A 24,313-nucleotide genomic window follows, 5' to 3' on the forward strand; every position below is an offset into this window, starting at 1 on the left:
CGGCAGTCACCTGTAACAGTGGAAGTGGTGATACCCGTCGTAATATCCGCGGCAGCGGTGGCGGTAATGACGGTGGGGAATGCCGAACACGCCCTCCACCGCGCCCACGGCGCCTCCAACACCGGCCCCGACTGCGCCACCAACCACGCCTCCAACGGGACCGGCAATCCGGTTGCCTTCATAGGAGCCTTCCTGCGCACCGCGCACGATGCCCTGAGCGTGGCCGGCGTGCGGCAAGGCCAGCAGCGCAAGCAGGCTGGCTGCGGCGAACAGCAGGCGGACGGGCAAGCCGGCCGGGAGCGCTGCGGCGGAGATACGGGCTTTGTTCATGTTCGACCCCAGGGGAAATAAAAGAGGTAGCGGCGGCGGACGCCGCCTGTCGAGGGTGGTGGTGCTCAACGCCCGGGGCAGCCGGATGGTTGCGCCTTTGTGACGAATTGTCGGCGTTGTGAACGCGCGTCAGCTCGCGAAAATGTCAGCAGCGCCGGCAGCCGCGCGGCACAAAGCGGCCTTGCTTACGCCCGACGTCACGTTAACGATGGCTGAGCAGGCCGCTGGAACGAAAGCCGGATTGCAGGCATATTGCACGCCGGGGACGGAGAGCCGCGGCGGCTAGCGAGAAGAGGCCGGAGGCCAGGATTCAAATGCGTTTCCAGATGCGTTCATTTTTCATTGCTTTCACCTCCCTGATGCTTTTGAGCGCGGGCACCGCGCAGGCCAAGGTCGAGATCACCGTCGACAAGGACAATCAGCAGATGACCGTCGCGGTCGACGGCGTCGCGCGCTATCACTGGCCGGTGTCGACCGGCATCCCCTCGCGCGAGACGCCGAACGGCGCGTTCCGCACCTTCCGCATGGAAGAGGATCACTACTCCAAGGAGTTCGACGACGCGCCGATGCCGCACGCGATCTTCTTCACCAAGGTCGGTCACGCCATCCACGGCACGGATTCCGTCGGCCGTCTCGGCTCGCCCGCCTCCCATGGTTGCGTCCGGCTGTCGCGCCAGAACGCCTCGACGCTCTATGCGCTGGTGCAGCAGCAGGGCGTGCTCAACACCACGGTGACGCTGACCGGCTCGGCCCAGGTGGCGCTGGCGCGCAATCCGCGCGGCCGCGCCAATGCTGCGGTGGCCCGCGCTCCCCAGCAGCCCGTCGAAGAGCAAGTCGCTACCACAGGCGATCCCGTGAACCTGACGCCGCCGGCGCAGCCCGCGCGCCGCTACATGCCGCAGGACGACAACTACATCTATCCCGCGGACGGCAGCGACACCGGCGCGCGCTATCCGGCGCCGCGTTCGGCCACCCGCCCGCTCTATGACGCGCAGGTCTATCAGCAGCAGCCGCAGCAATATTACAATCAGGGCTACGGCCAGCAGGGCTATTATTATCAGCCGCAACCCCGGCAGGTTTATCAGCCGCGCGGCTATTACTACCAGAATTGAAGCGGTCGCTTCTCACCGCCGTCGGTGGTCAGCGCTAACAAGCGATAGCTATTCGAGGCACCATGCCGTCACGTGCCACGACGATTCTGACCGTGCTCTCAGTTCTGATCATGGGGCGGGCCATGGCGTTTGATCTCGAGGCGCATCGCGGCGGGCGGGCGCTGTTGCCGGAAAACACCCTGCCGGCCTTCGCCAACGCGTTGTCGATGGGCGTCGACACGCTGGAGCTCGACGCCGGGGTGACCGCGGACGGCGAGATCATCGTGTCGCATGAGCGCGGGCTCAATCCTGATCTCACGCGCAACGCCGACGGCGCGTATATTCCCGCGCCCGGCACGCCTTTCGTGAAGCTGCGGCTGGAGGAGGTCAAGACCTACGACGTCGGCCAGATCCGGCCGGACAGCAACTATGCGAAGCAATTCCCCGACCAGCGCGCCATGCCGGGGACGCGCATTCCGACGCTGGGCGAGCTGTTCGCGCTGGTGCGGAAATCCGGCAACGCGCGGGTGCGATTCAACATCGAGACCAAGATCGACCCGAACCATCCGGACGACACGCTCGATCCGCAAGCCTTTGTCACGAAGCTGCTTGGGCTGATCCGGTCCGAGGCGTTTTCCGACAGGGTCATGATCCAGTCCTTCGACTGGAGGACCTTGCAGCTCGTCCAGCAGCAGGCACCGAAGATCCCGACGGTGTACCTGACGCTCCAGCGCGGCTCGGGGCAGACGGTGGCGCTGGACAAGGCGACGAACTGGACCGCTGGCTTCAGCCCGGCCGATCACGGCGGCTCGCTGCCGCGGACGATCAAGGCAGCAGGCGGCGCGATCTGGTCGCCCTATTTCGGCGATGTCACCGCTGCGCTCGTTTCCGAAGCTCGAGCGCTCGGATTGCGCGTGGTGGTGTGGACGGTCAACAAGCGTGAGGACATGGCGCGGATGATCGAGCTCGGCGTCGACGGGATCATCTCGGATCGCCCGGATCTGCTGCGACAGGTGGCGGGCGAGAAGGGAATTGCGCTGCCGGCGGGGACGCCGGTCGAGCCGTAGAAGCCTCTCGCCTTGTAGCCCGGATGAAGCGAAGCGCAATCCGGGAGAAGTGCCCACCACGCACGAGCGGCCCCGGATTACGCTTCGCTCCATCCGGGCTACGAAGTTACGAAGTGGCCCTACTCCCCGTCCCGCAAGCGCCGGTACAGCGCGCCCAGGATGTTGGAATAGTCGTCCGTCCAGACCCGCACCCTGTCGTCGGCTTCGGTCTGCTCCCAGGACTTGGATGAGGCAAGCCGGCCGATATCTGCTTCCTCCCGCGCGGAGATGACGACGTCGGTGGAGAAGATGTAGTCACCATCCCGCCCGGAATCCTCGTTGAAGACCCAGCTCTTGAGATCGTTGGCATCCGCAATGCCGACCACGACGGTCTCGAGATCGAGATGCCGGTTGGAGACGTGCATCACCACGGCGCCATGCGGCGCGAGCTTGTCCTTATAGATCTTCATCGCCTCTTCGGTGGCGAGATGAATCGGGATCGCATCCGACGAATAGGCATCGACGATGATGAGGTCGTAGGCGCCGTCGGGCTCCTTGGCAAAGGTGAGCCGCGCATCGCCGATCACCGGCTTCATGTCCGGCATGCAGCTCGAGATGTAGCGGAAATTCTTGGGGTCACGCGCCGCATCCACCATCGACTGGTCGATCTCGAAGAATTTCCAGTCCTCGCCAGGCACTGCGGCACACGCGAGCGTGCCGGAGCCGACGCCGATCGCGGCGACCTTGAGCGGCGTGCCCTTGCGTTCGCGGATCGCGCTGACGGCCTGACCGATGCCGCCGTCCTTGTGGTAATAGGTGATCGGCTCGGGGCGGCCCGCGACCGGCGTGCCGTCATTATTGCGGAAGCGCTCGGCGCCATGGATGGTGGTGCCGTGCATCAGCACATGGAAATAGCCGCCGGGCGTCACCACGATCTTGTGCACGCCGAAGAAGCTGCGCACCGTCGTGACGCGGCCCTCGTCCGCGGGATAGACGCGGATCAACGCCAGCGCGAGCACGACGGTGGCAAAGATCTTCCAGCGTCCGGCATTGAGCGCCAGCGCAAGCAGCGCGGCAAGCACGCCGACGCCGCCAGCGACCCAGACGCGGTGATCCTCGAACCAGGTCGAGAGATTCCCGCTGGCGTACGACGGCGCGACGAGCGCGATCGCAAGCGCGGCGAGCCCCAGCCAATACCATTTGACGACACCGGCAAACCGCTCGTTTGCGGCCGGCCGGCACAGCGCAGCAAGCGCGACCAGGATCGGATATTCGGCGATCCAGGAGAAGGTGAAGGGCGCGACGAGGCCGGCAAAGAGCCCGCCGACCATGCCGCCGAACGACAGCGCGACATAGAAGCCGGTGAGATATTTGGCTGCGGGGCGGGTCCGTGCCAGCTCGCCGTGGCAGGCCATGGCGATGACGAAGAAGCACAATTGATGGCCGCCGAGCGTCAGCAGCAGATTCTGCTCGCCGCCGAAGGCGAGCAGGACGACGACGCCTGCGATCGCGACCGGCTGCAGCATCAGCATCCATTTGTGCGGCAGCAGCGGCCGCGACTGGAACACCACGACCCAGGTGAGCAGATACAGCGACAGCGGCAGCACCCACAGCAGCGGCGCCGCCGCAACGTCGGTCGAGATGTGCGCGGTGACGGCGATGAGCAGACCCGACGGCACCGCGGCCAGGAAGATCCAGCGCAGCCGCGTCAGGAACGCCGGCGCTGGCGCATTGATGTCCTCGGTTTTCGGGTCGACCACCGCCAGCTTCGGCGAGCGCAACAACAGCGCACCGCAGGCGGCGATCAGGAGAATCAGGACGCCATAACCGGCGGTCCAGAGCCGGTTCTGCGTGTGCAGTGTGAACGCCGGCTCCAGCAGGAACGGGTAGGACAGCAGCGCGAGGAAGCTGCCGATGTTGGAGGAGGCATAGAGGAAATAGGGGTCATGTCCGGCCGGATGGCCGGTGCGGACGAACCAGGCCTGCAACAGCGGATTGTTGGCGGCGAGCGCAAAGAACGGCAGGCCGATCGAGACCACGAACAGGCCGAGCAGCCAGAACGCATAACCGGACGCCGGCGGCTCGCCATAGGCCGAGGCGATACCGAGAGGCAGCGTGGCAAAGGCCGCGATCAGCAGCACCAAATGCACGGCCACCGGAACGACGCGGCTCCTCGCCTGCATCAACAGATGCGCATAGGCATAGCCCGCCAGCAGCAGCGACTGAAAGAACACCATCGCCACCGACCACACCGCCGGCGAGCCGCCGAGCCGCGGCAGCACCATCTTCGTGAACAGCGGCTGCACCGAGAACAGCAGCAGCGCGCTGACGAAGATCGCAGCGGTGTAGACCGTCAGCAGCAGCCGGTTGCGCGAGGCGGACGGCTGCTCCGTGGCGGCGGGTTGCACGATCGAATCCATGGAAGCTCCGGCTCAAGACCCGGCGGGCGCCGGACGCGCGCAATGGAGCACAAGGCGCCTGAACGGGCAATAAAGGGGCGCGTGATGTTGCAGCGAGGATTGCTTGATATAGAGATGTCATTCCGGGTCTGGTCCTTCGGACCATCCCGGAATGACGGTGGAACAATTTGAATCTCTCATGACCGAAACCGACGTCGTCATCATCGGCGCTGGCCATAACGGCCTCACCTGCGCGGCCTATCTCGCAATGGCGGGCCTGCGCGTGCGCGTGGTCGAGCGCCGCAAGGTCGTCGGGGGTGCCGCGGTCACGGAGGAGTTTCACCCGGGATTCCGCAATTCGGTCGCGGCCTATACCGTGAGCCTGCTCAATCCGCAGGTGATCCGCGATCTCAAGCTCACTGAACAGGGCCTGCGCATCGTCGAACGGCGTGCCCAGAACTTCCTGCCCGCGCCCGACGGCAGCTATCTCCTCACCGGCGAGGGCCGGACGAAGGCATCGGTCGAGCGGTTGAGTGCGCATGACGCAGGCGCGCTCGACGGGTTTTCACGCGAGCTGGAAGACATCGCCGACGTGCTCAGGCAGTTCGTGCTGCGGGCGCCGCCGAACCTCGTCGACGGCTTTGGCACCGCGGCCATCCGCGAAGGCGTCAACGCCTGGAAGACTGCCAATATCCTGCGCGGCCTCACGCTGGAGCAGAGCCGCAGCCTGCTCGATCTCTTCACCCGCTCGGCCGGCGAGATGCTGGACGAGCGCTTCGAGCATGATCTGGTCAAGGCGCTGTTCGGCTTCGATGCCATCGTCGGCAACTATGCCAGCCCCTACGCCGCCGGCTCGGCCTATGTGATGCTGCATCACGCCTTCGGCGAGGTGAACGGCAAGAAGGGTGTCTGGGGTCATGCCATCGGCGGCATGGGCGCGATCACGCAGGCGATGGCGCGCGCGGCGCGCGAGCGCGGCGTCGTGATCGACACGGATGCCCGCGTGCGCGAGGTGATCGTCGAGCGCGACCGCGCGGTCGGCATCGTGCTGGAGAACGGCGAGACGATCCGCGCGAAATATGTCGCGGCCAACGTCAATCCAAAGCTGCTCTACACGCGCCTGATCGCGGCCGAGGCGCTGCCTGCGGACTTCCTCGCCCGCATCCGGCACTGGAAGAACGGCTCCGGCACCTTCCGCATGAACGTGGCGCTGGACCGCCTGCCCTCCTTCACGGCGCTGCCGGGCGAAGGCGACCATCTCTCGTCCGGCATCATCCTGGCGCCGAGCCTCGACTATATGGACCGCGCCTATCTCGACGCGCGGGCGGAAGGCTGGAGCCGCTCGCCCGTCGTCGAGATGCTGATCCCCTCCACGCTCGACGACACGCTGGCGCCCGCGGGACGGCACGTCGCGAGCCTGTTCTGCCAGCACGTCGCGCCGGAGCTTCCGGATGGAAAATCGTGGGATGACCATCGCGACGAGGTCGCCGATCTCATGATCGCGACGGTGGACAGCTACGCGCCGGGTTTTGCGGCGAGCGTGCTGGGCCGCCAGGTCCTGTCCCCGCTCGACCTCGAACGGCAGTTCGGACTTCTCGGCGGCGACATCTTCCACGGCGCGCTGACCTTGAATCAGCTGTTCTCGGCACGGCCGATGCTGGGCCATGCCGATTATCGTGGACCGTTGAAGGGCCTCTACCATTGCGGCTCCGGCGCCCATCCCGGCGGCGGCGTCACCGGAGCGCCCGGCCACAATGCGGCGCAGGCGATCCTGAGGGATCACCGGTCGCTGTTCGGAAGCCGTGGATAGGCCTGTGGATTGCCTGTGGACAGCCTGTTGGCAGGGCTGTGGAGAGGCTGCGGATGCGTGGGCCAGAACCTCGTGACGAGCCCGGGGAAAACACGGTGGAAGAGCGCAGGAACAATTGCGGGAAAAGCGGGTGGATAGCGTCCCGGATAAGCAGCGGACAACCTGTGAGTCATCGAAAGCGCTGGCCAAAAACGACATCGCCCGCAAGGGGGAATTCCCCTCGCGGGCGGTGATCAGGAATAGCCTTAGAAGAAAAACAGCCCCCGCTGGGAAATGGAGGCGGAATTTACTTCAAGGAGGTGTTAATCGACGTGAACTTGTCGTTCATGGTGCTACCCAGGCTGTTCACCACGGTGATGATCGCCAGGGCGATGCCCGCGGCAATCAGACCGTATTCGATCGCCGTCGCACCGGACTCATCCGACCAGAACTTCAAAATCATGCTCTTCAAGACTCGCCTCCGTTTCAATTTCAAATTGCGCTGTCTGAATTCGACATCCGAAAATGTACGGGGCGCGACCTTCGACCCGGTTAACCCGGGAACCGCAACTTTCGCGGAAAATCGCCGACAAAAGTTCCAAAAATTGAACCCAATGGAACCCTGAATGCAGCCTTCTCCAACCCATCGCGCCAGCTTTTCGATCGGCAGCGAGGCCGACGCGAGGCGCGTCGTCGACGTGCTCACCGAGGTGTTTTTCGAGGGCGACGCGGCGGTCGCGGCGTTCGAGCGGCCGGACGGACAATGGGACGTCACGCTTCATTTCGCCGAGGCGCCCGATCAGGCTTGGCTGCGCGAACTCATTGTGAATTCAGCAGGAAATGAGATTGCCGCGACGCTTGTCTTCGACACGATCGAGGCCAAGGACTGGGTCAAGGCCAGCCTGGAAGACCTGGTCCCGGTGCCGGCCGGCCGCTTCGTCGTGCACGGCAGCCACGACCGCGACCGGGTGGCGCCGAACAAGCTCGCCATCGAGATCGAGGCGGCGCTCGCCTTCGGCACCGGCCACCACGGCACGACGCGCGGCTGTTTACTGCTGCTTGACCATGTCCTGAAAAGTTCCCGTCCGAGGAACCTGCTCGACCTCGGCACCGGGACCGGCGTGCTGGCCATTGCCGCGGCGAAAGCGCTGCATCGCCACGTGCTCGCCTCCGACATCGACCCGCCGTCGGTGCGGGTGGCAGCCGAAAATGCGATGCTGAATGAAGCCGGCACCCATGTGCGGGTGATCCGCGCCACCGGATTCGCCGCGCCGGATTTCGGACGGGCCGGTCCGTTCGACCTGGTGCTGGCCAACATCCTTGCCAACCCCTTGCGGCAATTGGCGGGCCCGATGGCGCGGCATCTCGCGCCCGGCGGACGCGTCATCCTCTCCGGCCTGCTGACGCACCAGGCCCCCGCCGTGATCGCCGCCTACCGCGCGCGCGGGCTCGTGCCGCTGAAGCATCTGCGAATCGAGGGGTGGAGCAGTCTGTTGTTGCGACGCACTTACAGAACCTAGTCGTACCGCGCCCACCTTCTAGCTCTAGTTGCGCAAGCCGAATGATGAGGTACATTACGCTTCAAATTGATTTGAATTCTGCCATTTTCAGGGTGATCGCGGATGACCCAGAGCATCATATTGCTGGCGATTGGAGCGGTAGTCGTTGCATCGCTTTTCATTTGGTCGAGACGCTCTCCGACGCCGAGCGGAGCAGATACCAGCGCCAACAACAAGAAGTACGATGAGATCGTAAGGCTTGCCATCGACGATGCCGCGCAACTATTGGCGTATGCCTCACGGACCGGCACTTCGTTGAACAGCGCCGACGTACAGGCCATCATTCTGGCGCATAGCGCGGGAAATTCAATCACGCCTGAGCAAGAAGCCACTTTCTGGACCGCGGCGTCTGCGATTTCCAAGGCTATCTCTCCAGTCACCTTGGAAACGATCAAGTCAACGAATTCCGCCGACGGAAAGAGCGCCGCCGCACGAGCGGCGAGCAGCTATCGAATTCGAACGATGGTCACGCTCGTTGCACTCCTTGTATTTCAAATCTATTGGCTCGTGGGCGCCACGATCTGCACAGATCTGAAGGAAATCAGGGGACGACTCGAAACCCTCGCCGAGCAGGGCAGCAAAGAGGGGGCAGCGGCGAGAGCTCTGAACGACAAGGATCCAGACTATGCCGCAAAGAAGGTTCTAGCGGATCAAGTATTTGACCGCTGGGACAGCCTGCTATGGCAGGAAAAGATAAGCGCTTGGGCAGACTTCGAGGTATTGAGGAACTGGAACGTCCTGAAATTGGTGCTCATTCCAAAGAGCGAAAGCGCACCCCTTCCAGAGTCGAGCTTGGCAACCACAAAGGACGGAGAACGTCGCGCGGACGAAATCAAAGAGACTGATCACTTTCTTTGGGTCTTTACCCCAGGAAATGCGGAGCAAATTCAAACGGCTCAAATCGTTCTTACTGCCCTGCTGAAGTACGTCTTGCCGATCTTATACGGCGCGCTCGGCGCAAGCGCCTACATCGTGCGAATGATCGCGGACGAAGTCAGGAGCTACACCTTCTCACGCGACTCGATTGTGCGTTACGAGCTTCGATATTACTTGGGCGCGGTGGCGGGCTTTTCCATCGCCTGGTTCACTTCAGAATCGAAATCCACTGAAACAGCCGGAATATTGCAATCTCTTTCGCCCTTAGCGCTGGCGTTTTTGGCGGGCTATAGTGTCGATCTTCTCTTTTCATTCCTGGACAGGTTGGCTTCTGCCTTCTCATCTCCGGCGCCTAAGCAAAGCGGTTGACGCGCGCCGGCACAACCTCAACCACCAGATGAAGAACCGATCGGCTGACTTTTCTTGGATTTCACGGCAGCGCGCTTGGCGCGGCGCTCGGCGATCCGGTCGATCATCTGGTTGATGACGCTGCGCGGCTTCTGCGGTGCCGCCGCGGCAACGCCGCGGCGCGCCGGCGGCGATATCTTTTCAAACGAGAACGCTGGCATCACGTGTCCCCTCGTCGTTGAGATGAACCACCTGCTAGAATGTCCCTGTCATCCGGACGAAGCGCGGCAGCCGCATCCTTTACTCCACTCATTCGAATGGAACCATTCAAGCACAGTCCATGCCAGATGCGACGCAAATGCGACGAGATTGCGGACTGATCCCCATGATCCTAAAGTGATCCACCATGTTCGAAGCACACTTCCAGACATTCGAGGAGCCGGAGGCCGGCGTCGCATTGGCGGCGCGGCTGGCGGCACTTCGCGAAGAACTCGCCCGTCGCAAGCTCGCCGGCTTCGTCGTTCCGCGCGCCGATCAGCAGCAGAACGAATATGTGCCGCCGTCGGAAGAACGGCTGGCCTGGCTGACCGGATTTACAGGGTCGGCGGGATTCGCGGTGGTTCTGGCCCAGGAGGCCGCGCTGTTCGTCGACGGCCGCTACACGCTGCAGGCGGCCAAGCAGGTCGATGCAAAGGCCTGGGCCGTGGAATCGCTGATCGATCCGCCACCGGAGAGCTGGGTGTCGGCGCATCTGAAAGCCGGGGACCGCCTCGGATTCGATCCGTGGCTGCACACTTTTGCGGCAGCCGAGCGCCTGTCCGCCGCCTGCGCCAAGGCCGGTGCCGAGCTGGTCGCGGTCGACAGCAATCCGATCGACGCGATCTGGCAGGACCGCCCGCAGCCACCGCTCGCCCCCGTCGCCGTGCACGGACCCCAGCATGCCGGCGTCACGGAAGCCGAGAAGCTGACGCAGATCAGAAGCGAGATCGGCAAACTCGGCGTCGACGCGCTGGTGCTGTCCGACAGCCACGCGGTCGCCTGGACCTTCAACATCCGCGGCGCCGACGTCGCCCATACGCCGCTGCCGCTGTCCTACGCGCTGGTACCGAAAGACGGACGTCCCACCATCTTCATCGATAGCCGCAAGCTCTCAAACCTCACGCGCGACCATCTCGAGCAGTCCGCCGACGTGCGCGAGCCCGATGCGATGGCGCCGACGCTGATGGCGCTCGCCAAGGGCGGCGGGTCGATCGCGCTCGACGGCGCCACCGCGGCCGACGCGCTCAGCCGGCTGATCGCGGCCGCGGGCGGCAAACCGCTGCGCGGCAGCGATCCGATTGCGCTGCTCAAGGCCGTCAAGAACCCGATCGAGATCAAGGGCACAAAGACGGCCCACGTGCGCGACGCCGTGGCGCTGGCGCGTTTCCTGGCTTGGGTCGACCGAGAAGCGCCAGGCGGCAAGCTCACCGAGATCGACGCGGTCGAGGCGCTGGAGACGTTCCGCCGCGACACCGGCGCACTGAAGGACGTGTCGTTTCCGACCATCTCCGGCACCGGCCCGAACGGCGCCATCGTGCATTACCGCGTCACGCGCAAGAGCAACCGGCGGATCGCGTCCGGCGATCTCCTGCTGATCGATTCCGGCGCGCAGTACGAGGACGGCACCACGGACGTCACGCGTACCATGGCCGTCGGCGAGCCGACCTACGAGATGCGCGACCGCTTCACACGCGTGCTGCGGGGCCATATCGCGATCGCACGTGCGATCTTCCCCGACGGCACCACGGGCGCGCAGCTCGACACGCTGGCACGGCAATATCTCTGGGCTGCCGGCGTCGATTTCGAGCACGGCACCGGCCACGGCGTCGGCAGCTATCTCTCGGTGCACGAAGGACCGGCACGGATTTCGAAGCTCGGCACCACGCCGCTGAAGCGCGGCATGATCCTCTCCAACGAGCCCGGCTATTACAAGACCGACGGTTTCGGCATCCGCATCGAGAACCTCGAACTCGTCGTCGCCGCCGACATCAAGGGCGCCGAAAAGCCGATGAACGCGTTCGAGACGCTGACGCTCGCACCGATCGACCGCCGGCTGATCGATGTCGCGATGCTGAGCAAGGACGAGCTCGACTGGCTCAACGCCTATCACGCGCGCGTCCGAGCCGAGGTGCGGCCGGCGCTGGACGAGGCGACCCGGGGCTGGCTCGATCAGGCGACGGCGGAGCTGAAGGCGTAGCGCATACCGCCACGCGATGAGCGCAACGCTCTCCCCAAACGATAGCTGTCATGCCCCGCGAAGGTGGGGCATCCAGTATTCCAGAGACAGCAAACGTATCCGGATAAGCCGCAGCGCACTGGATTCCCCGCTTTCGCGGGGAATGACACCGAACTTTTGGCACTAGCAATGCGCCCAATCGGTCGCCATCACGCTGCAATTACAACCCTCCCGGAATCCGTATAGCCGCATTCCGAAACGCCGATATCGGTCTTGCGCGAGCGCGCTACAGTCGATTCGAATTGCAACGAGATGGGCCCGCATGCACGGCATGATCAGCAAGCCGCCGAAAGCGGCAACCAACCTTGCGACCTCGCGCGGGGTGCTGCTGTTGCTGGTCGTGATGACCGGGATTGCGCCGATCTCGCTCTACATCCTGGTTCCGGCGCTGCCGGTGCTGGCGGCGAATTTCGGCAGCGACATCTCCATCGCACAGATGACGGTGTCGCTCTACATGGTCGGCATCGCGCTGTCGCAGCTGATCATGGGGCCGCTGTCCGACCGGTTCGGCCGGCGCCCGGTGCTGCTCGGAGGGCTGGCGCTGATGGTCGTGGCGAGCGTCGCCTGCATCTTTGCTGAAACCCTGCCGCAGCTGATCGCAGCCCGCTTCTTTCAGGCCTTGGGCGGCGCCGCCGGCATGGTGGTGAGCCGCGCCATCATCCGCGACATCTATGAGCGCGACCGCGTCGCCTCGATGATCAGCCTCGTGGTCGCGGCGCTGATGATCGGACAGATGGTCTCTCCGCTCACCGGCGGCCTGATCGAGACCGCGTTCGGCTGGCGCGCGATCTTCTACGCCATCACCATCGCCGCGATCATCGTCGCCGTCGGGATCGCAATCGCGCTGCCCGAGACGCGCCGCAGCCGCGCGGCCGGCAGCGGCTTCCGCGGCGACGTCGGCATTCTGATCAAAAACCGCGCCTTCGTCGGCTATGTGATGTGCCAGGTGCTGGCCTCGCAGATCATCTTCACCTTCGCGGGCGGCGGCCCCTACATCGTGGTGACGCAGATGGGCCGAACCAGCGCCGAATACGGCGCCTGGTTCGCGACAACAGGATTTGCATTTCTCGTCGGCAATCTGCTCTGCGTGCGCTTTGCGCCGCGGCATTCGCTGGAAAAGCTGATCTGGTTCGGGCTCGCGCTCCAGCTCGCCGGCAGCCTGCTGAACCTGGTGTGGAGCTTCACCGGCTGGAACGAGGCGCCAAGCTGGCTGTTCGGCACGCAGATGATCGTGATGGTCGGCAATGCCTTCGTGATGTCGAATTCCGCCGCCGGCGCCATCAGCATCCGCCCCGAAGCCGCCGGCGCCGCGTCGGGCGCCATGGGCTTTCTGCAACAGGGGATCGGCGCGCTGATGTCGCAATTCGGCGCCTATCTCGGCGGCCATTCAGCCACGACGCTGCCACTGACCGCGGCCGTCCTCGCCGTCTCGCTGCTCTGTGCCTGCATGATGATCTTCATCGTCCCCCGCCGCGAGGTGGTGGTGAGCGAGACGATGATCGAGCAGGCGGAGGAGGAAGAGAGCGGGATCATGTGACTCTTTCTTCCTTCTCCCCTTGGGGGAGAAGGGAAGAAACCTCACTCCCCGATCAACTTCAGCCACTCGTCCTCGGTCAGCACCTTGACGCCGTGCTTGTTGGCCTCCGCGAGCTTCGAGCCCGCGCCGGGGCCGGCGACGACGAGATCGGTCTTCTTCGACACCGAGCCCGACACCTTTGCGCCTAGCCGCTCAGCGGTGGCCTTGGCCTCGTCGCGGGTCATCTTCTCCAGCGATCCCGTGAACACCACGGTCTTGCCGGCGACGGGCGAATTGCTCTTCGGCTTCTCGGCGTCGACGATCTCGACCTCCTTGGTCAGCCGTTCGACGATGCCGCGATTGTGGCTTTCGCCGAAATAATCGGCGATGCTCTTGATCACGGTGTCGCCGATCTGGTCCAGCGCGTCCATGTCGGCCATCGCCTCCTCGTCGCCGTCGGCGACCTTCAGGCAGGCGTCGTGGAAGGCATCCCAGGAGCCGTAGCCGCGCGCCAGCGCCAGCGCGGTGGTCTCGCCGACATGGCGCATGCCGAGCGCATAGACAAAACGCTCCAGCGCGATCTTGCGCCGGCTCTCGATGGCTGCGAACAGATTGCGTACCGAAGTCGCACCGTAGCCCTCGATCTCCTCGAGCTTGAGCTTGGAATTGCGCTTCTCCAGCGTGAAGATGTCGGCGGGCTCCTTGACCCAGCCTTCATCGAAGAAATACTGCAGCTGCTTTTCGCCGAGACCGTCGATGTCGAAGGCACGGCGCGACACGAACAGCTTCAAGTGCTCGATCTTCTGATAGGGACAGGCGAACTCGCCGCTGCACCGGGCGCGGGATTCCTCTTCGCCGGCGGCCGTCTCTCCGCGCACGACGTCGGTGTGCAGCGGGCATGGGCATTTCTTCGGGAAGGAAAACTCCTTGGCACTCTTCGGCCGCTTGTCGAGCACGACGTCGACGATCTGCGGAATGACGTCGCCGGCGCGCTGGATCACGACGGTGTCGCCGATCCTGATATCGCGACCCTCGCGCAGCACTTCGCCCTTGTTGCCGATGCCCTTGATGTAGTCCTCGTTGTGAAGCGTGACGTTCTGCACGATCACGCCGCCGACACCGACCGGTTCGAGCTTGCCGACCGGCGTGAACGAGCCGGTGCGTCCGACCTGGATCTCGATGTCGCGCAGCACCGTCATGGCGCGCTCGGCCGGGAATTTGTGCGCGATGCCCCAGCGCGGCGTGCGCGAGACGAAGCCCAGCCGCTCCTGCCAGTCGATGCGGTCGACCTTGTAGACGACACCATCGATATCGTAGTCGAGCTCGGCGCGCTCTTCCTCGATGCTCTGGTGGAACGCGACCAACTCCTCGACCGAGTGACAGAGCTTGGTCAGCGGATTGGTCTTGAAGCCACAGCGCTCGAACCAATGGATCATGCCGGTCTGCGTCTCTTCCGGCATCGCGCTCATCTCGCCCCAGGCATAGGCGAAAAAGCCGAGGGGACGCGAGGCCGTGATCGTCGGGTCCTTCTGCCGGAGCGAGCCCGCGGCCGAATTGCGCGGATTGGCGAAGATGGTATCGCCCGCCGCCTTCTGCCGCTCATTGAGCGCCAGAAACGCCTTCTTGGTCATGTAGACCTCGCCGCGGACCTCGCAGATGTCGGGGACGTTGCGGCCCTTCAGCTTCTGCGGCACGTCTTCGAGAGTACGAATGTTGGCGGTAACATCCTCGCCCACCGCGCCGTCGCCGCGCGTCGCCGCGGTAACGAGCTCGCCGCCCTCGTAGCGCAGCGACATCGACAGGCCGTCGATCTTCGGCTCGGCGGAGAAATTGACCTCGTCGTCGCCGAGCTTGAGGAACCGCACGATGCGGCCGACGAAGTCGCGCACGTCCTCTTCGGCAAAGGCGTTGTCGAGCGACAGCATCGGAACGGAATGCCGGACCTTCTTGAAGCGGCCGGACGGCGCCGCGCCGACCTTCTGCGAGGGCGAGTCCGCCGTGACGAATTCCGGAAACCGCTTCTCGATGGCGTTGAAGCGCTGGCGCAACGCGTCGTATTCGGCGTCGGTGACGGAGGGCGCGTCCTCTTGATAGTAGCGCTCGTTGTGCCCCTCGATCTCGAGCGACAGCCGCATGTGCTCGACCTTGGCCTGGGCCTTGGTGAGATCGGCGACGTCGCGAAGCGGTTTTGCTTTGGATTTTGCTGCTCTGGCCATGATGCTTGGATACGACAGAGCGGGCGGCAGGGTAAAGGCGTGTGGAAATCTCGTGCTCCGCACGCAGCGCAACGTTCCCGGCGAAGCGCAGCATCGTCCGGTGCGGTGCGCTGCTGAGCCGAGGCCACCTTGCAGCGCTCTGGATCCCGGCTCTGCGGAGCGGCACTGCGCGCCGCACCGCGTCCGGGACACGAACCTAGCTCGCCGCCTTGAGCAGCCGTTCCGCGGCCGCCCGCGCCTCGGCCGTGATCTCGGCCCCCGCCAGCATGCGGGCGATTTCCTCGCGGCGGTGGTCGGCGGCCAGCGCGTTGACGCGGGTGGCAACGCGCTTGCCCTTGTCGAGGGCGTCCTTGGAGATGAGCAGGTGCTGGTCGGCCCGGGCGGCGACCTGCGGGGCGTGGGTTACGGCCATCACCTGGACCTTGCCGGCGAGCCGCGCCAGGCGCCCGCCGATGGCGTCGGCGACCGCGCCGCCAACACCCGTGTCGATCTCGTCGAACACCAGCGTCGGTGCCGAGCCGCGATCGGACAGCACGACCTTGAGCGCGAGCAGGAAGCGCGACAGCTCGCCGCCGGAGGCGACCTTCATCATCGGCCCGGGCTTGGTGCCCGGATTGGTCTGCACCCAGAACTCGACCCGATCGAAGCCCTGCGGGCCCGGCGCGGCCTCGTCGGTCGCGACCTGGGTCATGAACTTGGCGCGTTCGAGCTTGAGCGGCGCGAGCTCGGCATTGACGGCCTTGTTGAGCTTCTCGGCCGATTTCTGCCGCGCCGCCGACAGCTTCTTGGCGGCCGCTGCATAGTGTGCGTCGGCCTCGATCGCAGCCTGCTCCAGCTTCTTCAGGCGCGAGGCACCGGCATCGATCAGCACGACGTCGGCGGCATATTTGGCGGCGAGCGCTGCGAGCCCGTCGACCGGCGTCGAATATTTGCGCGAGGCAGCGCGCAACGCAAACAGCCGCTCCTCGATGCGCTCGAGCTCGGCCGGGTCGAAATCGGTTGCGGCCAGCGCGGCCTGGAGATGCTGGTCGGCCTCCTCCAGCGCGTTGATCGCGGCGTCGATCGCCCTTACGGCAGGCTCGACCAGGGCCGGCGAATTGACGCCTCGGCGCTCCAGCCGGCGTACCGCGGCCGACAAAGCCGCCACCGGCGAATGGTGGCCGCCGACCGCCTCCTGCGCCTCGCGCAGATCGGAGGCGATCTTCTCGCCCTGCATCATGGTGGTGCGGCGCTGGGCGAGCGAGGTCTCCTCGCCGTCCTTGGGCGCGAGCTGCTTCAGCTCGGCCGAGGCGTGGCGCAGATAGTCGGCCTCGCGCGCGGCGCGCTCCATGCCGGCGCGATGCTCCTCCAGCGCGGTGTTGGCGGTCCGGCGTGCGTCCCAGAGCGTCTCGACCGCGGCGACGTCCTTCTCCAGGCCCGCGAAGGCGTCGAGCAGGCGGCGATGGGTGGCGGCATCGACCAGCGCGCGCTCGTCGTGCTGGCCATGGATCTCGACCAGGGCGGCGCCGACCGCCTTCAGCGTCTGCACACTGATCGACTGGTCGTTGATGAAGGCGCGGGTGCGGCCGTCGGCGAGCTGCACGCGGCGCAGGATCATCTCGCCGGTATCGTCCAGACCGTTTTCGGCAAGGACCTTCGCCGCAGGGTGATTCTTGGGGACATCGAACACGGCGGTGACCTGCCCCTGCTCCGCGCCGTGACGCACGAGGCCGGCATCGCCGCGGCCGCCGAGCGCCAACGCGAACGCATCGAGCAGGATGGATTTGCCCGCACCGGTCTCGCCGGTCAAAACCGCAAGGCCCGTCGCGAATTCGATATCGAGCCGTTCGATCAGGACGATGTCACGGATCGATAGACGCGCCAGCATGGAACTAAATTTCCTAGCCGAGGCCCATCTTCTTGAAGGTCTTGCTGATCCAGGACCCCTGATTCTCGCTCGGCTCGAGACCGCCGGATTTTACAAGATTATAGGCGTCCTTGTACCAGCGGCTGTCAGGAAAATTGTGGCCAAGCACGGCCGCCGCGGTCTGTGCCTCGCCGACGATGCCGATCGCCATATAGGCTTCGGTCAGCCGGTACAGCGCCTCCTCGACATGGCGGGTGGTCTGGTACTGCGTGACGACCGTCTTGTAGCGGTTGATGGCGGCTGTGTAGTCGCGCTTCTGCGCGTAATAGCGGCCGGTATTCATTTCCTTGCCGGCGAGCTGGTCGCGCGCGCCCTCGATCTTGGCCTTGGCCGAGGTGGCATATTCCGAGTTCGGATATTTGCGCACTACTTCTTCCAGCGCGGCGATCGCCTTCTCGGTACGGGCCTGGTCGCGGCTGACGTCCGGGATCTGGTCGTAATGGGAGGCGGCGATCAGATATTGCGCGTAGGCCGCGTCCGGGCTGCCGGGATGCAGCGTGACGTAGCGGGTGGCCGCGCCGATGCAGCCGTCATAGTCTCCGCCCTGATAGGACGCATAGGCGGACATCAGCAGCGATTTGCGGGCCCACTCGGAATAAGGATGCTGGCGGTCGACCTCTTCGAACTTCTTGTTCGCCGCCTTCATGTCCTTCTTCTCGTTCATGAGGTACAGGCCCTCATTGTAGATCTTGTCGGCGGGCTCCTCGACGAAGGTGTCGTCCTTGGCGGTGAACTTGTCCCAGAGCGAGCCGGTGCCGCAGCCGGCGAGCGGCAGCGCGAGAAGGATGAAGGTGACAGCCTGAAGCGGCCCACGGGCTCGCAAAGAGACCGAGAAATATCCGCGCGTCGTACGCTGTGCCGACATGAGTTTAAGCCCTGACGCCCTGTGAGCGGTGCCCGCCAGCCCATGAACCCCGTCATGGGCGCGAAATGTGTTCGTGGTGCCTGCCATGCGACCACGCCGATGGATCCGAAAAGCGATCTTTAACCAACCGGATAGGCAGGCATTCCGCCCGGATTAAGGCGAACTTGCCGCAATGCTAGCTGATCATGGTTACCAGGAGTTTCCCGGGGTAAGCCGCTGCCAGAGGGCCGCGACACCAGCTCTGTTCAGGACACGTCCGGCCCGTAGGCCGCAGCGACCCGGCCGCCGACGATACCGCGACCGACTTCGCCCACGGGACGCGTGGTCCGGCGGGCCGCCTCGCCCTCGACCACCCGCCAGGCGGTACGGTCGGCCAGCAAGGCGGTCAGGACGGCGTGGTTCAGCTTGTGGCCGCCGCGCACAGAGCGGTAGGCGCCAAGCAGCGGAAGGCCGGCCAGCGCGAGATCGCCGATCACGTCCAGCACCTTGTGGCGGGCGCATTCGTCGGCGTAGCGCAGGCCTTCGGGATTGAGGAGGCGTTCCTCGTCGAATACCACGGTGTTGCCGAAGGAGGCACCGCGACCGTAGCCCGCGGCCCAGAGCCGCGCTTGATCGCACATCAGACCGAAGGTCCGGGCGCGAGCGACCTCGCGGCGGAACCGCTCCGGCACCAGCTCCAGCGTGTAGCTCTGCCGGCCAATCACGGGATTGGCGAAATCGATCTCAACTTCAGCGCGGAAGCCGTCGGCATAGGGTCGCAATTCGCCAAAGGAGTCGCCGATAGCGACCGAAATGGGTTTCAAAACCTGGATGAAGCGGCGTTGCGCGGGTTGGGTGACAATGCCGGCCTGATCGATCGCCGCAACGAAGGCCGCGGCGCTGCCGTCCATGATCGGCACTTCGGGACCGTCGACCTCGATGGTGGCGTTGTCCACGCCCATGCCCCGCAGTGCAGCAAGCACGTGCTCGGCGGTGGAAACGAGCGGACCCTCGCTGTCACCCAGCACGGTCGCGAGATCCGTCGCGACCACTTGTCCGGCGGTCGCCTGAACTTCGCGGTCACTTCCCTCAAGGCCCGTGCGGACAAAAATAAAACCCGCGTCGACAGGCGCAGGCCCAAGCGTGAGAGTGACGGGAAGACCGGAATGAACGCCCACGCCTGCCACCGAGGCTTGCGCACGAAGCGTTGTTTGCCGGCTAAATTTCATCAGGAACCCGCCCCACTACGACCCATTGCGACTTATACGAGACCCACTTGGCCGGCTAGTGCCGGCACCCCTGCGAATCCGTATCCCCAAGTCACGCCAAACCATAGTCACTGCCTCAAACAGCGCCAACTCACGCTTTTTTACCGATTGTTACCCCAAACCCGCCGTATTCGCGCCAAGGCTTAACCAAATTGCACCGAGCTTTTGGGCCGCTTCCGGCAATTCTACCGAACACCCGAACTCGTAATTAATGATTTAAAATCAGTTGTTTGACTGCGCAATCCGGGTATGCACGGGACAAAAGGAAAGGTCCCGGCAAGCTTGTTGCCGGGACCTTTTTTCGTCTGCCTTATTGTAACAATCCTCAGGTCGCCTGCCGCCGCAGGAAGGCCGGGATATCAAGATGGTCGTCACCCTGTGGCGCCGGCGCAACAGGCGCGGGACGGCCATGCATGTCCAGGCCCTGGGGCGCGGGACGGCGGGCATACTCCGATACCGGCTCGCTCGATGCGATCTGCTGCGCCACGGTCTTCTGCGGCCGGCGCTCAGGCAGCGGCGGCATTGCGGGACCGGCGGTGCGGGCTGCGACCGGCGGCTCGCTCTCTTCGTCACGACGGCCGAGGCCGACATTGGCGAGGCGCTGGAGCAGCGACAGGCGGCTCTTCGGCGGCGTCTCCTCCTCGACCTCACCGCGAGCCTGGCGAAGCTCGGCCTGGGCCGGCATCGGCAGCTCGTCGATGCGCGGCATCCTGGGCGCACGGACCGGGCGCTCGGCCTGCGGCGGGATGAAGGTCTCGGGCGTCATCGGCTCCTGCATCGCGAGCGGGGCCTGCTCGGGCTCCGGAAACAGGGTCGGCTTCTGGGCGATCGGGCGCACGGTGACGTCGCCGTAGGTCTGCATCGGCGCCGGCGCCTGCGGAACGTCCGCAACGGCAGCCGCGATGGCGGCGAGCGCGGCGCGCTCGACGTTCGGACGGGGCGCCATCGGCGCGGCAGCGACCGGAGCCTGGCTTGCAGCCGGCATCTGCCCTTCCAGCTTCTGGGCGCGCTCGGCCATGCGCTGATTGTCGGCGCGGAGGCGCGCGGTCAAATCGGCGAGACGGCTCTCGGCGGCTGCGGCCGGAGCCGCGGGCGCCTGCTGGGCCTGCGGCGCCGCGTTCGCGACGGGAGCGGAGGTGGCCTGGCTGTTGCGGGCGATCGCGGCCTGCTCGATGCCGGTGGCGACGACGGAGACGCGGATCAGGCCGTCGAGCGCTTCGTCGAAGGTCGCGCCGACGATGATGTTGGCGTCCTGGTCGACTTCCTCGCGGATGCGGGTCGCGGCTTCGTCGACCTCGAACAGAGTGAGGTCCTTGCCGCCGGTGATGGAGATGAGGAGGCCCTTGGCGCCCTTCATCGAAGAGTCGTCGATCAGCGGGTTGGCGATCGCGGCTTCAGCGGCGGTCAGCGCGCGCTTGTCGCCGGAGGCCTCGCCGGTGCCCATCATCGCCTTGCCCATCTCCTTCATCACCGCTCTCACGTCGGCGAAGTCGAGATTGATCAGGCCTTCCTTGACCATCAGATCGGTGATGCAGGCAACGCCGGAGTACAGCACCTGGTCGGCCATCGCGAAGGCGTCGGCGAAGGTGGTCTTCTCGTTGGCGACCCGGAACAGGTTCTGGTTCGGGATGATCAGCAGGGTATCGACCACTTTATGCAGCTCGGCGATACCGGCTTCCGCCGTGCGCATGCGGCGGGCGCCTTCGAAGTGGAACGGCTTGGTCACGACGCCGACGGTGAGGATGCCCATGTCGCGCGCGATCCTGGCGATCACGGGAGCAGCACCCGTGCCGGTGCCGCCGCCCATGCCGGCGGTGACGAACACCATGTTGGCGCCGGAGAGATGGTCGCGCAGCTCGTCGATCACCTCTTCCGCCGCGGTGGCGCCGACGTTCGGCTGCGAACCTGCGCCGAGGCCCTGCGTGACCACCGTGCCCATCTGCACGATGCGCTGCGCCTTCGACATCGTCAGCGCCTGCGCGTCGGTATTGGCGACCACGAAGTCGACGCCCTGAAGGCCGGCCGTGATCATGTTGTTGACGGCGTTGCCACCGGCGCCACCGACGCCGAACACGGTGATCCGGGGCTTCAGTTCGTGAATATCAGGAACGTTGATGCTGATGGTCATGGTTGCTGCCTCTCGATCACGCGCGCGTGGGTTCGCCCCGGCCGGTGGCCGCGGGAGTTGGTGAAAATCGATAATTGCGGACAGGAGTCATCAGAAGCCCTCGCGTAGCCATCGTCCGACCTTTCCGAAATAACCGCCGGCCCCTGTCTTGACCTGCTGCCGCGTATGCCGCGGTTCGACATGTTCGAGGTGAACATATTGCGGGTAGACGAGAAGTCCGGCCGGCACCGCGAACGCGGCGTTCTTCGCCTCGTTGGGCAGCCGGCCGAAGCCGAGCGGACGTCCGACCCGCACGGGCCGGCCGAGAATCTGGGTGCCGAGTTCGACGAGGCCGGTGAGCTGCGAGGCTCCGCCCGAGAGCACGACGCGGCCGTTGGGCTCCGAGGCGAAGGGCGAATCCTTCAGCTTGTCCCGAACCATTTCGAAGACTTCCTCGGCACGGTGCTTGACGATGTTGGCGATGGTGGCGCGGGAGACGATCTGCGGCAGATCCTGCTCGTCACCGGCCGTCGGCACAGACATCAGCTCACGCGAGTCCGATCCGCCGGTGATGACGGTGCCGTATAACGTCTTGATTCGCTCGGCATCGGCAATGGTCGCGGAAAGTCCGCGTGCGAGATCCATCGTGATGTGTTGCCCGCCGACCGCAAAACCCGCCGCATGCACGAAACGGCCGCCTGAATAAACGGCAATCGTGGTGGTGCCGGCGCCCATCTCGACGACGGCGGCGCCGAGATCGGCCTCGTCGTCGGTCAGCACCGACAACCCGGCGACATAGGGGCTCGCCGCCATGGCTTCGACATTGATGTGGCAGCGCTCGACCGCCAGCATCAGGTTCCGCGCCACGGTGGCGTCGCAGGTGACGACGTTCATGTCGACGCCGAATTGATGGGCGACCATGCCACGGGGGTCGCGGATGCCCTGGACGCCATCGAGCGTGTAGCCGACCGGCAGCGCGTGCAGCACGGTGCGGCCTTCGCCGGTGGCGTGGCGCATGCCGGTGGAGGTGACGCGGCTGACATCGGCCTGCGTCACGGCACCACCACGGATGTCGGCGGCAGCTTCCACCAGCTGGCCGGACAGCCGGCCGCCGGAGACCGAAAGCAGCACGGACTCGACCCGCACCTTGGCCATCTTCTCCGCGAGCGCGACGGCCTGGCGCACGGCCTGCTCGCATTCGCCGAGATCGATCACCGCGCCGGCCTTCATGCCACGCGACTGGATCTGGCTGTATCCGATCAATTCCACCGCATGGGTCCGGCCGCGCAGAGCCTCGCTCGGCGCCGACGGCTTCAGCCGCGCGATCATGCAGGCGATCTTGCTGGTGCCGATGTCGAGGCAGGCGACGAGGCCGCCGCGCTTGTGCGGCATCGGGCGCGTCTTCGGTGTCTGGGTGCGATCGAGACCGGTCATGCGGAATCCCCGGCCTTCTTTTTCTTCTTGTCCTTGAACAGATCTTCGCGCGCCTTGGCGGCGTCCTCGGACAGCTGCACCACCAGGCGATCGGGCAGGCGCATGTCGACGGCGACGATATCGCGGGAGAACAGCCTGTCCTCCTTGTCGAGCTTGGACAGCATCGCGAGCGCGTTGCCGATGTCCTGCTCGGGCAGGCGAATGTCGAGGCCGTCCTTCAGCCTCAGATTCCAGCGCCGCTCGCCGACATAGATCGCAGCTTTCGTCACGGAATTGACCTGCGGATAGCGCGCCAGCAGCGCGAGAAAATCGCGGGCCTGGGTCTCGGCGCCCTTGCCGACCACGAGCGGCAACGACAGGAAGCGGCGCGAGACGTAGGGCTCGAGCACCGCGCCGTCATCGGCGATGACCGAAAGCCGGCCGGCCTCCTGCCACAGCGCGAACGCCTTGCGCTCGGTCAGCTCGATCATGAGCTGGCCCGGATAGAGCTTCAGCACGGTCGCATCCGCGATCCAGGGATTGGCCTTGAGCTTGTCGCGCACCGCGTCGGCGTCGAGGAACAGCAGCGAGGAACGGCCGCTGACGCCGCCGATCGCCAGGATCTCGTCCTGGGTGAGCTGCTTGCGGCCGTTGATCACGACCGAGGTGATGCGGAACCCGGCGGAATTGGCCAGCGCGTTGCGGGCATCGCTGACCGCGGTGACGAAATCCTGGAGATGGCCGCCCTTGACGATGCCGAAGCCGGTGCTGCCGATCAGCAGCAGCACGGTCATGCTGATCCCGACCCGGCGCGGCAAATAGCGCTCGACCAGCGCGACCACGCGCGGTGGCGGCTCGCGCTCGACTGCGGCCTTGGCCTTCGCCCTGGTCTTGATCCTGTCCTTGGCGGCGGCGCGCGCCCCGGCGTGCTTGTCCTGCAGCCACTCGCGCAGAAGCACGACCGCTCCGACAGCGGCCGCCTTCAGGTCAGCTTGGGGCCTCAGCGATCTGAAAAGAGACCGGGTGAGGCTTCCTGCTCCATCCATTGCACGAGCTCGTCAACAGTTAGTCCGCGACATCGCGCGGATCCTGGCGAACATGACGTCTTGAACATGCCGGGCCGGGTGCTGGTCTTCAGCAGAAGAAAACCTCTCCCCTTCAAAGCGTTCGCTGGAGGTGACATCACCCGCGACAGCTCACGCGCCGGCAGCCAAAGCGCCATATGCGCCGCCAGCGTTAACCTTCGGACGTCCTGGTAAACAAAAGGTAAAGTTCGTTAACATCCGGCGCATTTTGCCCCGGTGTGTGAGGCATTTATGCCGCGATGTCC

At 65.1% G+C, this 24,313-nt stretch carries 18 protein-coding genes; 7 read left to right on the forward strand and 11 right to left on the reverse strand.

Going from position 1 to position 24,313, the window contains the following annotated elements:
• Positions 1–6: 6 nt before the first annotated feature.
• Positions 7–330 carry a hypothetical protein gene (locus tag AC0WRY_RS27570; RefSeq protein WP_194403909.1) on the reverse strand — a complete coding sequence of 108 codons (324 nt, stop codon included), beginning with the start codon at positions 328–330 and terminating at the stop codon, positions 7–9.
• Between the two features lie 314 nt (positions 331–644).
• Between AC0WRY_RS27570 and AC0WRY_RS27575 the strand changes: the two genes are divergently transcribed.
• Positions 645–1,442 (forward strand): L,D-transpeptidase, encoded by a 798-nt coding sequence (locus AC0WRY_RS27575; protein ID WP_194403910.1) that lies wholly within the window; start codon positions 645–647, stop codon positions 1,440–1,442.
• A 62-nt stretch (positions 1,443–1,504) separates the two neighbouring features.
• Positions 1,505–2,488: a glycerophosphodiester phosphodiesterase gene (locus AC0WRY_RS27580; RefSeq protein ID WP_194403911.1), complete on the forward strand. Its 984-nt coding sequence runs from the start codon at positions 1,505–1,507 to the stop codon at positions 2,486–2,488.
• Between the two features lie 119 nt (positions 2,489–2,607).
• Here AC0WRY_RS27580 and AC0WRY_RS27585 read toward each other — a convergent pair whose 3' ends face one another.
• Positions 2,608–4,887 (reverse strand): fused MFS/spermidine synthase, encoded by a 2,280-nt coding sequence (locus tag AC0WRY_RS27585; protein ID WP_491121773.1) that lies wholly within the window; start codon positions 4,885–4,887, stop codon positions 2,608–2,610.
• 178 nt (positions 4,888–5,065) lie between these two features.
• Here AC0WRY_RS27585 and AC0WRY_RS27590 point away from each other — a divergent pair, with 178 nt between their 5' ends.
• Complete coding sequence (locus AC0WRY_RS27590) at positions 5,066–6,676, forward strand: phytoene desaturase family protein (protein ID WP_491121775.1); 1,611 nt, start codon at positions 5,066–5,068, stop codon at positions 6,674–6,676.
• A 286-nt stretch (positions 6,677–6,962) separates the two neighbouring features.
• On the opposite strand, the gene AC0WRY_RS27595 is transcribed toward AC0WRY_RS27590, so the two are convergent.
• Complete coding sequence (locus AC0WRY_RS27595) at positions 6,963–7,118, reverse strand: Flp family type IVb pilin (protein WP_491123504.1); 156 nt, start codon at positions 7,116–7,118, stop codon at positions 6,963–6,965.
• A 163-nt stretch (positions 7,119–7,281) separates the two neighbouring features.
• On the opposite strand from AC0WRY_RS27595, the gene AC0WRY_RS27600 reads away from it, so the two are divergent.
• Both AC0WRY_RS27600 and AC0WRY_RS27605 read left to right on the forward strand, forming a co-directional pair.
• Positions 7,282–8,175, forward strand: a complete 894-nt coding sequence (locus AC0WRY_RS27600; protein ID WP_491121777.1) for a 50S ribosomal protein L11 methyltransferase — start codon at positions 7,282–7,284, stop codon at positions 8,173–8,175.
• A gap of 102 nt (positions 8,176–8,277) precedes the next feature.
• Positions 8,278–9,459 carry a hypothetical protein gene (locus AC0WRY_RS27605; protein ID WP_194403916.1) on the forward strand — a complete coding sequence of 394 codons (1,182 nt, stop codon included), beginning with the start codon at positions 8,278–8,280 and terminating at the stop codon, positions 9,457–9,459.
• A gap of 17 nt (positions 9,460–9,476) precedes the next feature.
• On the opposite strand, the gene AC0WRY_RS27610 is transcribed toward AC0WRY_RS27605, so the two are convergent.
• Complete coding sequence (locus tag AC0WRY_RS27610) at positions 9,477–9,659, reverse strand: hypothetical protein (RefSeq protein WP_194403917.1); 183 nt, start codon at positions 9,657–9,659, stop codon at positions 9,477–9,479.
• A 185-nt stretch (positions 9,660–9,844) separates the two neighbouring features.
• Here AC0WRY_RS27610 and AC0WRY_RS27615 point away from each other — a divergent pair, with 185 nt between their 5' ends.
• Positions 9,845–11,674 (forward strand): aminopeptidase P family protein, encoded by a 1,830-nt coding sequence (locus AC0WRY_RS27615; protein ID WP_194403918.1) that lies wholly within the window; start codon positions 9,845–9,847, stop codon positions 11,672–11,674.
• A gap of 301 nt (positions 11,675–11,975) precedes the next feature.
• The gene (locus AC0WRY_RS27620) at positions 11,976–13,250 is read left to right on the forward strand and encodes a multidrug effflux MFS transporter (RefSeq protein ID WP_491121780.1); all 1,275 of its coding nucleotides are present in this window, start codon (positions 11,976–11,978) and stop codon (positions 13,248–13,250) included.
• 41 nt (positions 13,251–13,291) lie between these two features.
• Here AC0WRY_RS27620 and ligA read toward each other — a convergent pair whose 3' ends face one another.
• From ligA to AC0WRY_RS27655, 7 genes are all read right to left on the reverse strand, one after another.
• Entirely contained in the window at positions 13,292–15,445 is a 2,154-nt protein-coding gene (ligA, locus tag AC0WRY_RS27625) for an NAD-dependent DNA ligase LigA (protein ID WP_194403920.1), read from the reverse strand.
• 196 nt (positions 15,446–15,641) lie between these two features.
• Entirely contained in the window at positions 15,642–17,312 is a 1,671-nt protein-coding gene (recN, locus tag AC0WRY_RS27630; protein ID WP_491121783.1) for a DNA repair protein RecN, read from the reverse strand.
• A 13-nt stretch (positions 17,313–17,325) separates the two neighbouring features.
• Entirely contained in the window at positions 17,326–18,216 is an 891-nt protein-coding gene (locus tag AC0WRY_RS27635; protein ID WP_491121785.1) for an outer membrane protein assembly factor BamD, read from the reverse strand.
• A gap of 245 nt (positions 18,217–18,461) precedes the next feature.
• On the reverse strand, positions 18,462–19,424 hold the full coding sequence (gene lpxC, locus AC0WRY_RS27640; RefSeq protein WP_211416301.1) for a UDP-3-O-acyl-N-acetylglucosamine deacetylase: 963 nt from the start codon (positions 19,422–19,424) through the stop codon (positions 18,462–18,464).
• 364 nt (positions 19,425–19,788) lie between these two features.
• Positions 19,789–21,591, reverse strand: a complete 1,803-nt coding sequence (gene ftsZ / locus AC0WRY_RS27645; protein WP_491121787.1) for a cell division protein FtsZ — start codon at positions 21,589–21,591, stop codon at positions 19,789–19,791.
• Between the two features lie 90 nt (positions 21,592–21,681).
• On the reverse strand, positions 21,682–23,004 hold the full coding sequence (ftsA, locus tag AC0WRY_RS27650) for a cell division protein FtsA (RefSeq protein ID WP_491121789.1): 1,323 nt from the start codon (positions 23,002–23,004) through the stop codon (positions 21,682–21,684).
• Positions 23,001–24,029, reverse strand: a complete 1,029-nt coding sequence (locus AC0WRY_RS27655) for a cell division protein FtsQ/DivIB (RefSeq protein ID WP_194403926.1) — start codon at positions 24,027–24,029, stop codon at positions 23,001–23,003. Before AC0WRY_RS27655 ends, ftsA begins: the two co-directional genes overlap by 4 nt.
• Positions 24,030–24,313: the final 284 nt, after the last annotated feature.

This window comes from Bradyrhizobium sp. T-12, from assembly GCF_058314695.1.

What these genes read in the sequence shown, in the direction of transcription:
- recN (WP_491121783.1), bottom strand. Translation starts at nt 17,312, where the DNA reads ATGCTGGCGCGTCTATCGATCCGTGACATCGTCCTGATCGAACGGCTC.
- AC0WRY_RS27595 (WP_491123504.1), bottom strand. Translation starts at nt 7,118, where the DNA reads ATGATTTTGAAGTTCTGGTCGGATGAGTCCGGTGCGACGGCGATCGAA.
- ftsZ (WP_491121787.1), bottom strand. Translation starts at nt 21,591, where the DNA reads ATGACCATCAGCATCAACGTTCCTGATATTCACGAACTGAAGCCCCGG.
- AC0WRY_RS27590 (WP_491121775.1), top strand. Translation starts at nt 5,066, where the DNA reads ATGACCGAAACCGACGTCGTCATCATCGGCGCTGGCCATAACGGCCTC.
- AC0WRY_RS27580 (WP_194403911.1), top strand. Translation starts at nt 1,505, where the DNA reads ATGCCGTCACGTGCCACGACGATTCTGACCGTGCTCTCAGTTCTGATC.
- AC0WRY_RS27605 (WP_194403916.1), top strand. Translation starts at nt 8,278, where the DNA reads ATGACCCAGAGCATCATATTGCTGGCGATTGGAGCGGTAGTCGTTGCA.
- AC0WRY_RS27655 (WP_194403926.1), bottom strand. Translation starts at nt 24,029, where the DNA reads ATGGATGGAGCAGGAAGCCTCACCCGGTCTCTTTTCAGATCGCTGAGG.
- AC0WRY_RS27600 (WP_491121777.1), top strand. Translation starts at nt 7,282, where the DNA reads ATGCAGCCTTCTCCAACCCATCGCGCCAGCTTTTCGATCGGCAGCGAG.
- ligA (WP_194403920.1), bottom strand. Translation starts at nt 15,445, where the DNA reads ATGGCCAGAGCAGCAAAATCCAAAGCAAAACCGCTTCGCGACGTCGCC.
- AC0WRY_RS27610 (WP_194403917.1), bottom strand. Translation starts at nt 9,659, where the DNA reads ATGCCAGCGTTCTCGTTTGAAAAGATATCGCCGCCGGCGCGCCGCGGC.
- ftsA (WP_491121789.1), bottom strand. Translation starts at nt 23,004, where the DNA reads ATGACCGGTCTCGATCGCACCCAGACACCGAAGACGCGCCCGATGCCG.
- AC0WRY_RS27635 (WP_491121785.1), bottom strand. Translation starts at nt 18,216, where the DNA reads ATGTCGGCACAGCGTACGACGCGCGGATATTTCTCGGTCTCTTTGCGA.
- AC0WRY_RS27570 (WP_194403909.1), bottom strand. Translation starts at nt 330, where the DNA reads ATGAACAAAGCCCGTATCTCCGCCGCAGCGCTCCCGGCCGGCTTGCCC.
- AC0WRY_RS27615 (WP_194403918.1), top strand. Translation starts at nt 9,845, where the DNA reads ATGTTCGAAGCACACTTCCAGACATTCGAGGAGCCGGAGGCCGGCGTC.
- AC0WRY_RS27585 (WP_491121773.1), bottom strand. Translation starts at nt 4,887, where the DNA reads ATGGATTCGATCGTGCAACCCGCCGCCACGGAGCAGCCGTCCGCCTCG.
- AC0WRY_RS27620 (WP_491121780.1), top strand. Translation starts at nt 11,976, where the DNA reads ATGCACGGCATGATCAGCAAGCCGCCGAAAGCGGCAACCAACCTTGCG.
- lpxC (WP_211416301.1), bottom strand. Translation starts at nt 19,424, where the DNA reads ATGAAATTTAGCCGGCAAACAACGCTTCGTGCGCAAGCCTCGGTGGCA.
- AC0WRY_RS27575 (WP_194403910.1), top strand. Translation starts at nt 645, where the DNA reads ATGCGTTTCCAGATGCGTTCATTTTTCATTGCTTTCACCTCCCTGATG.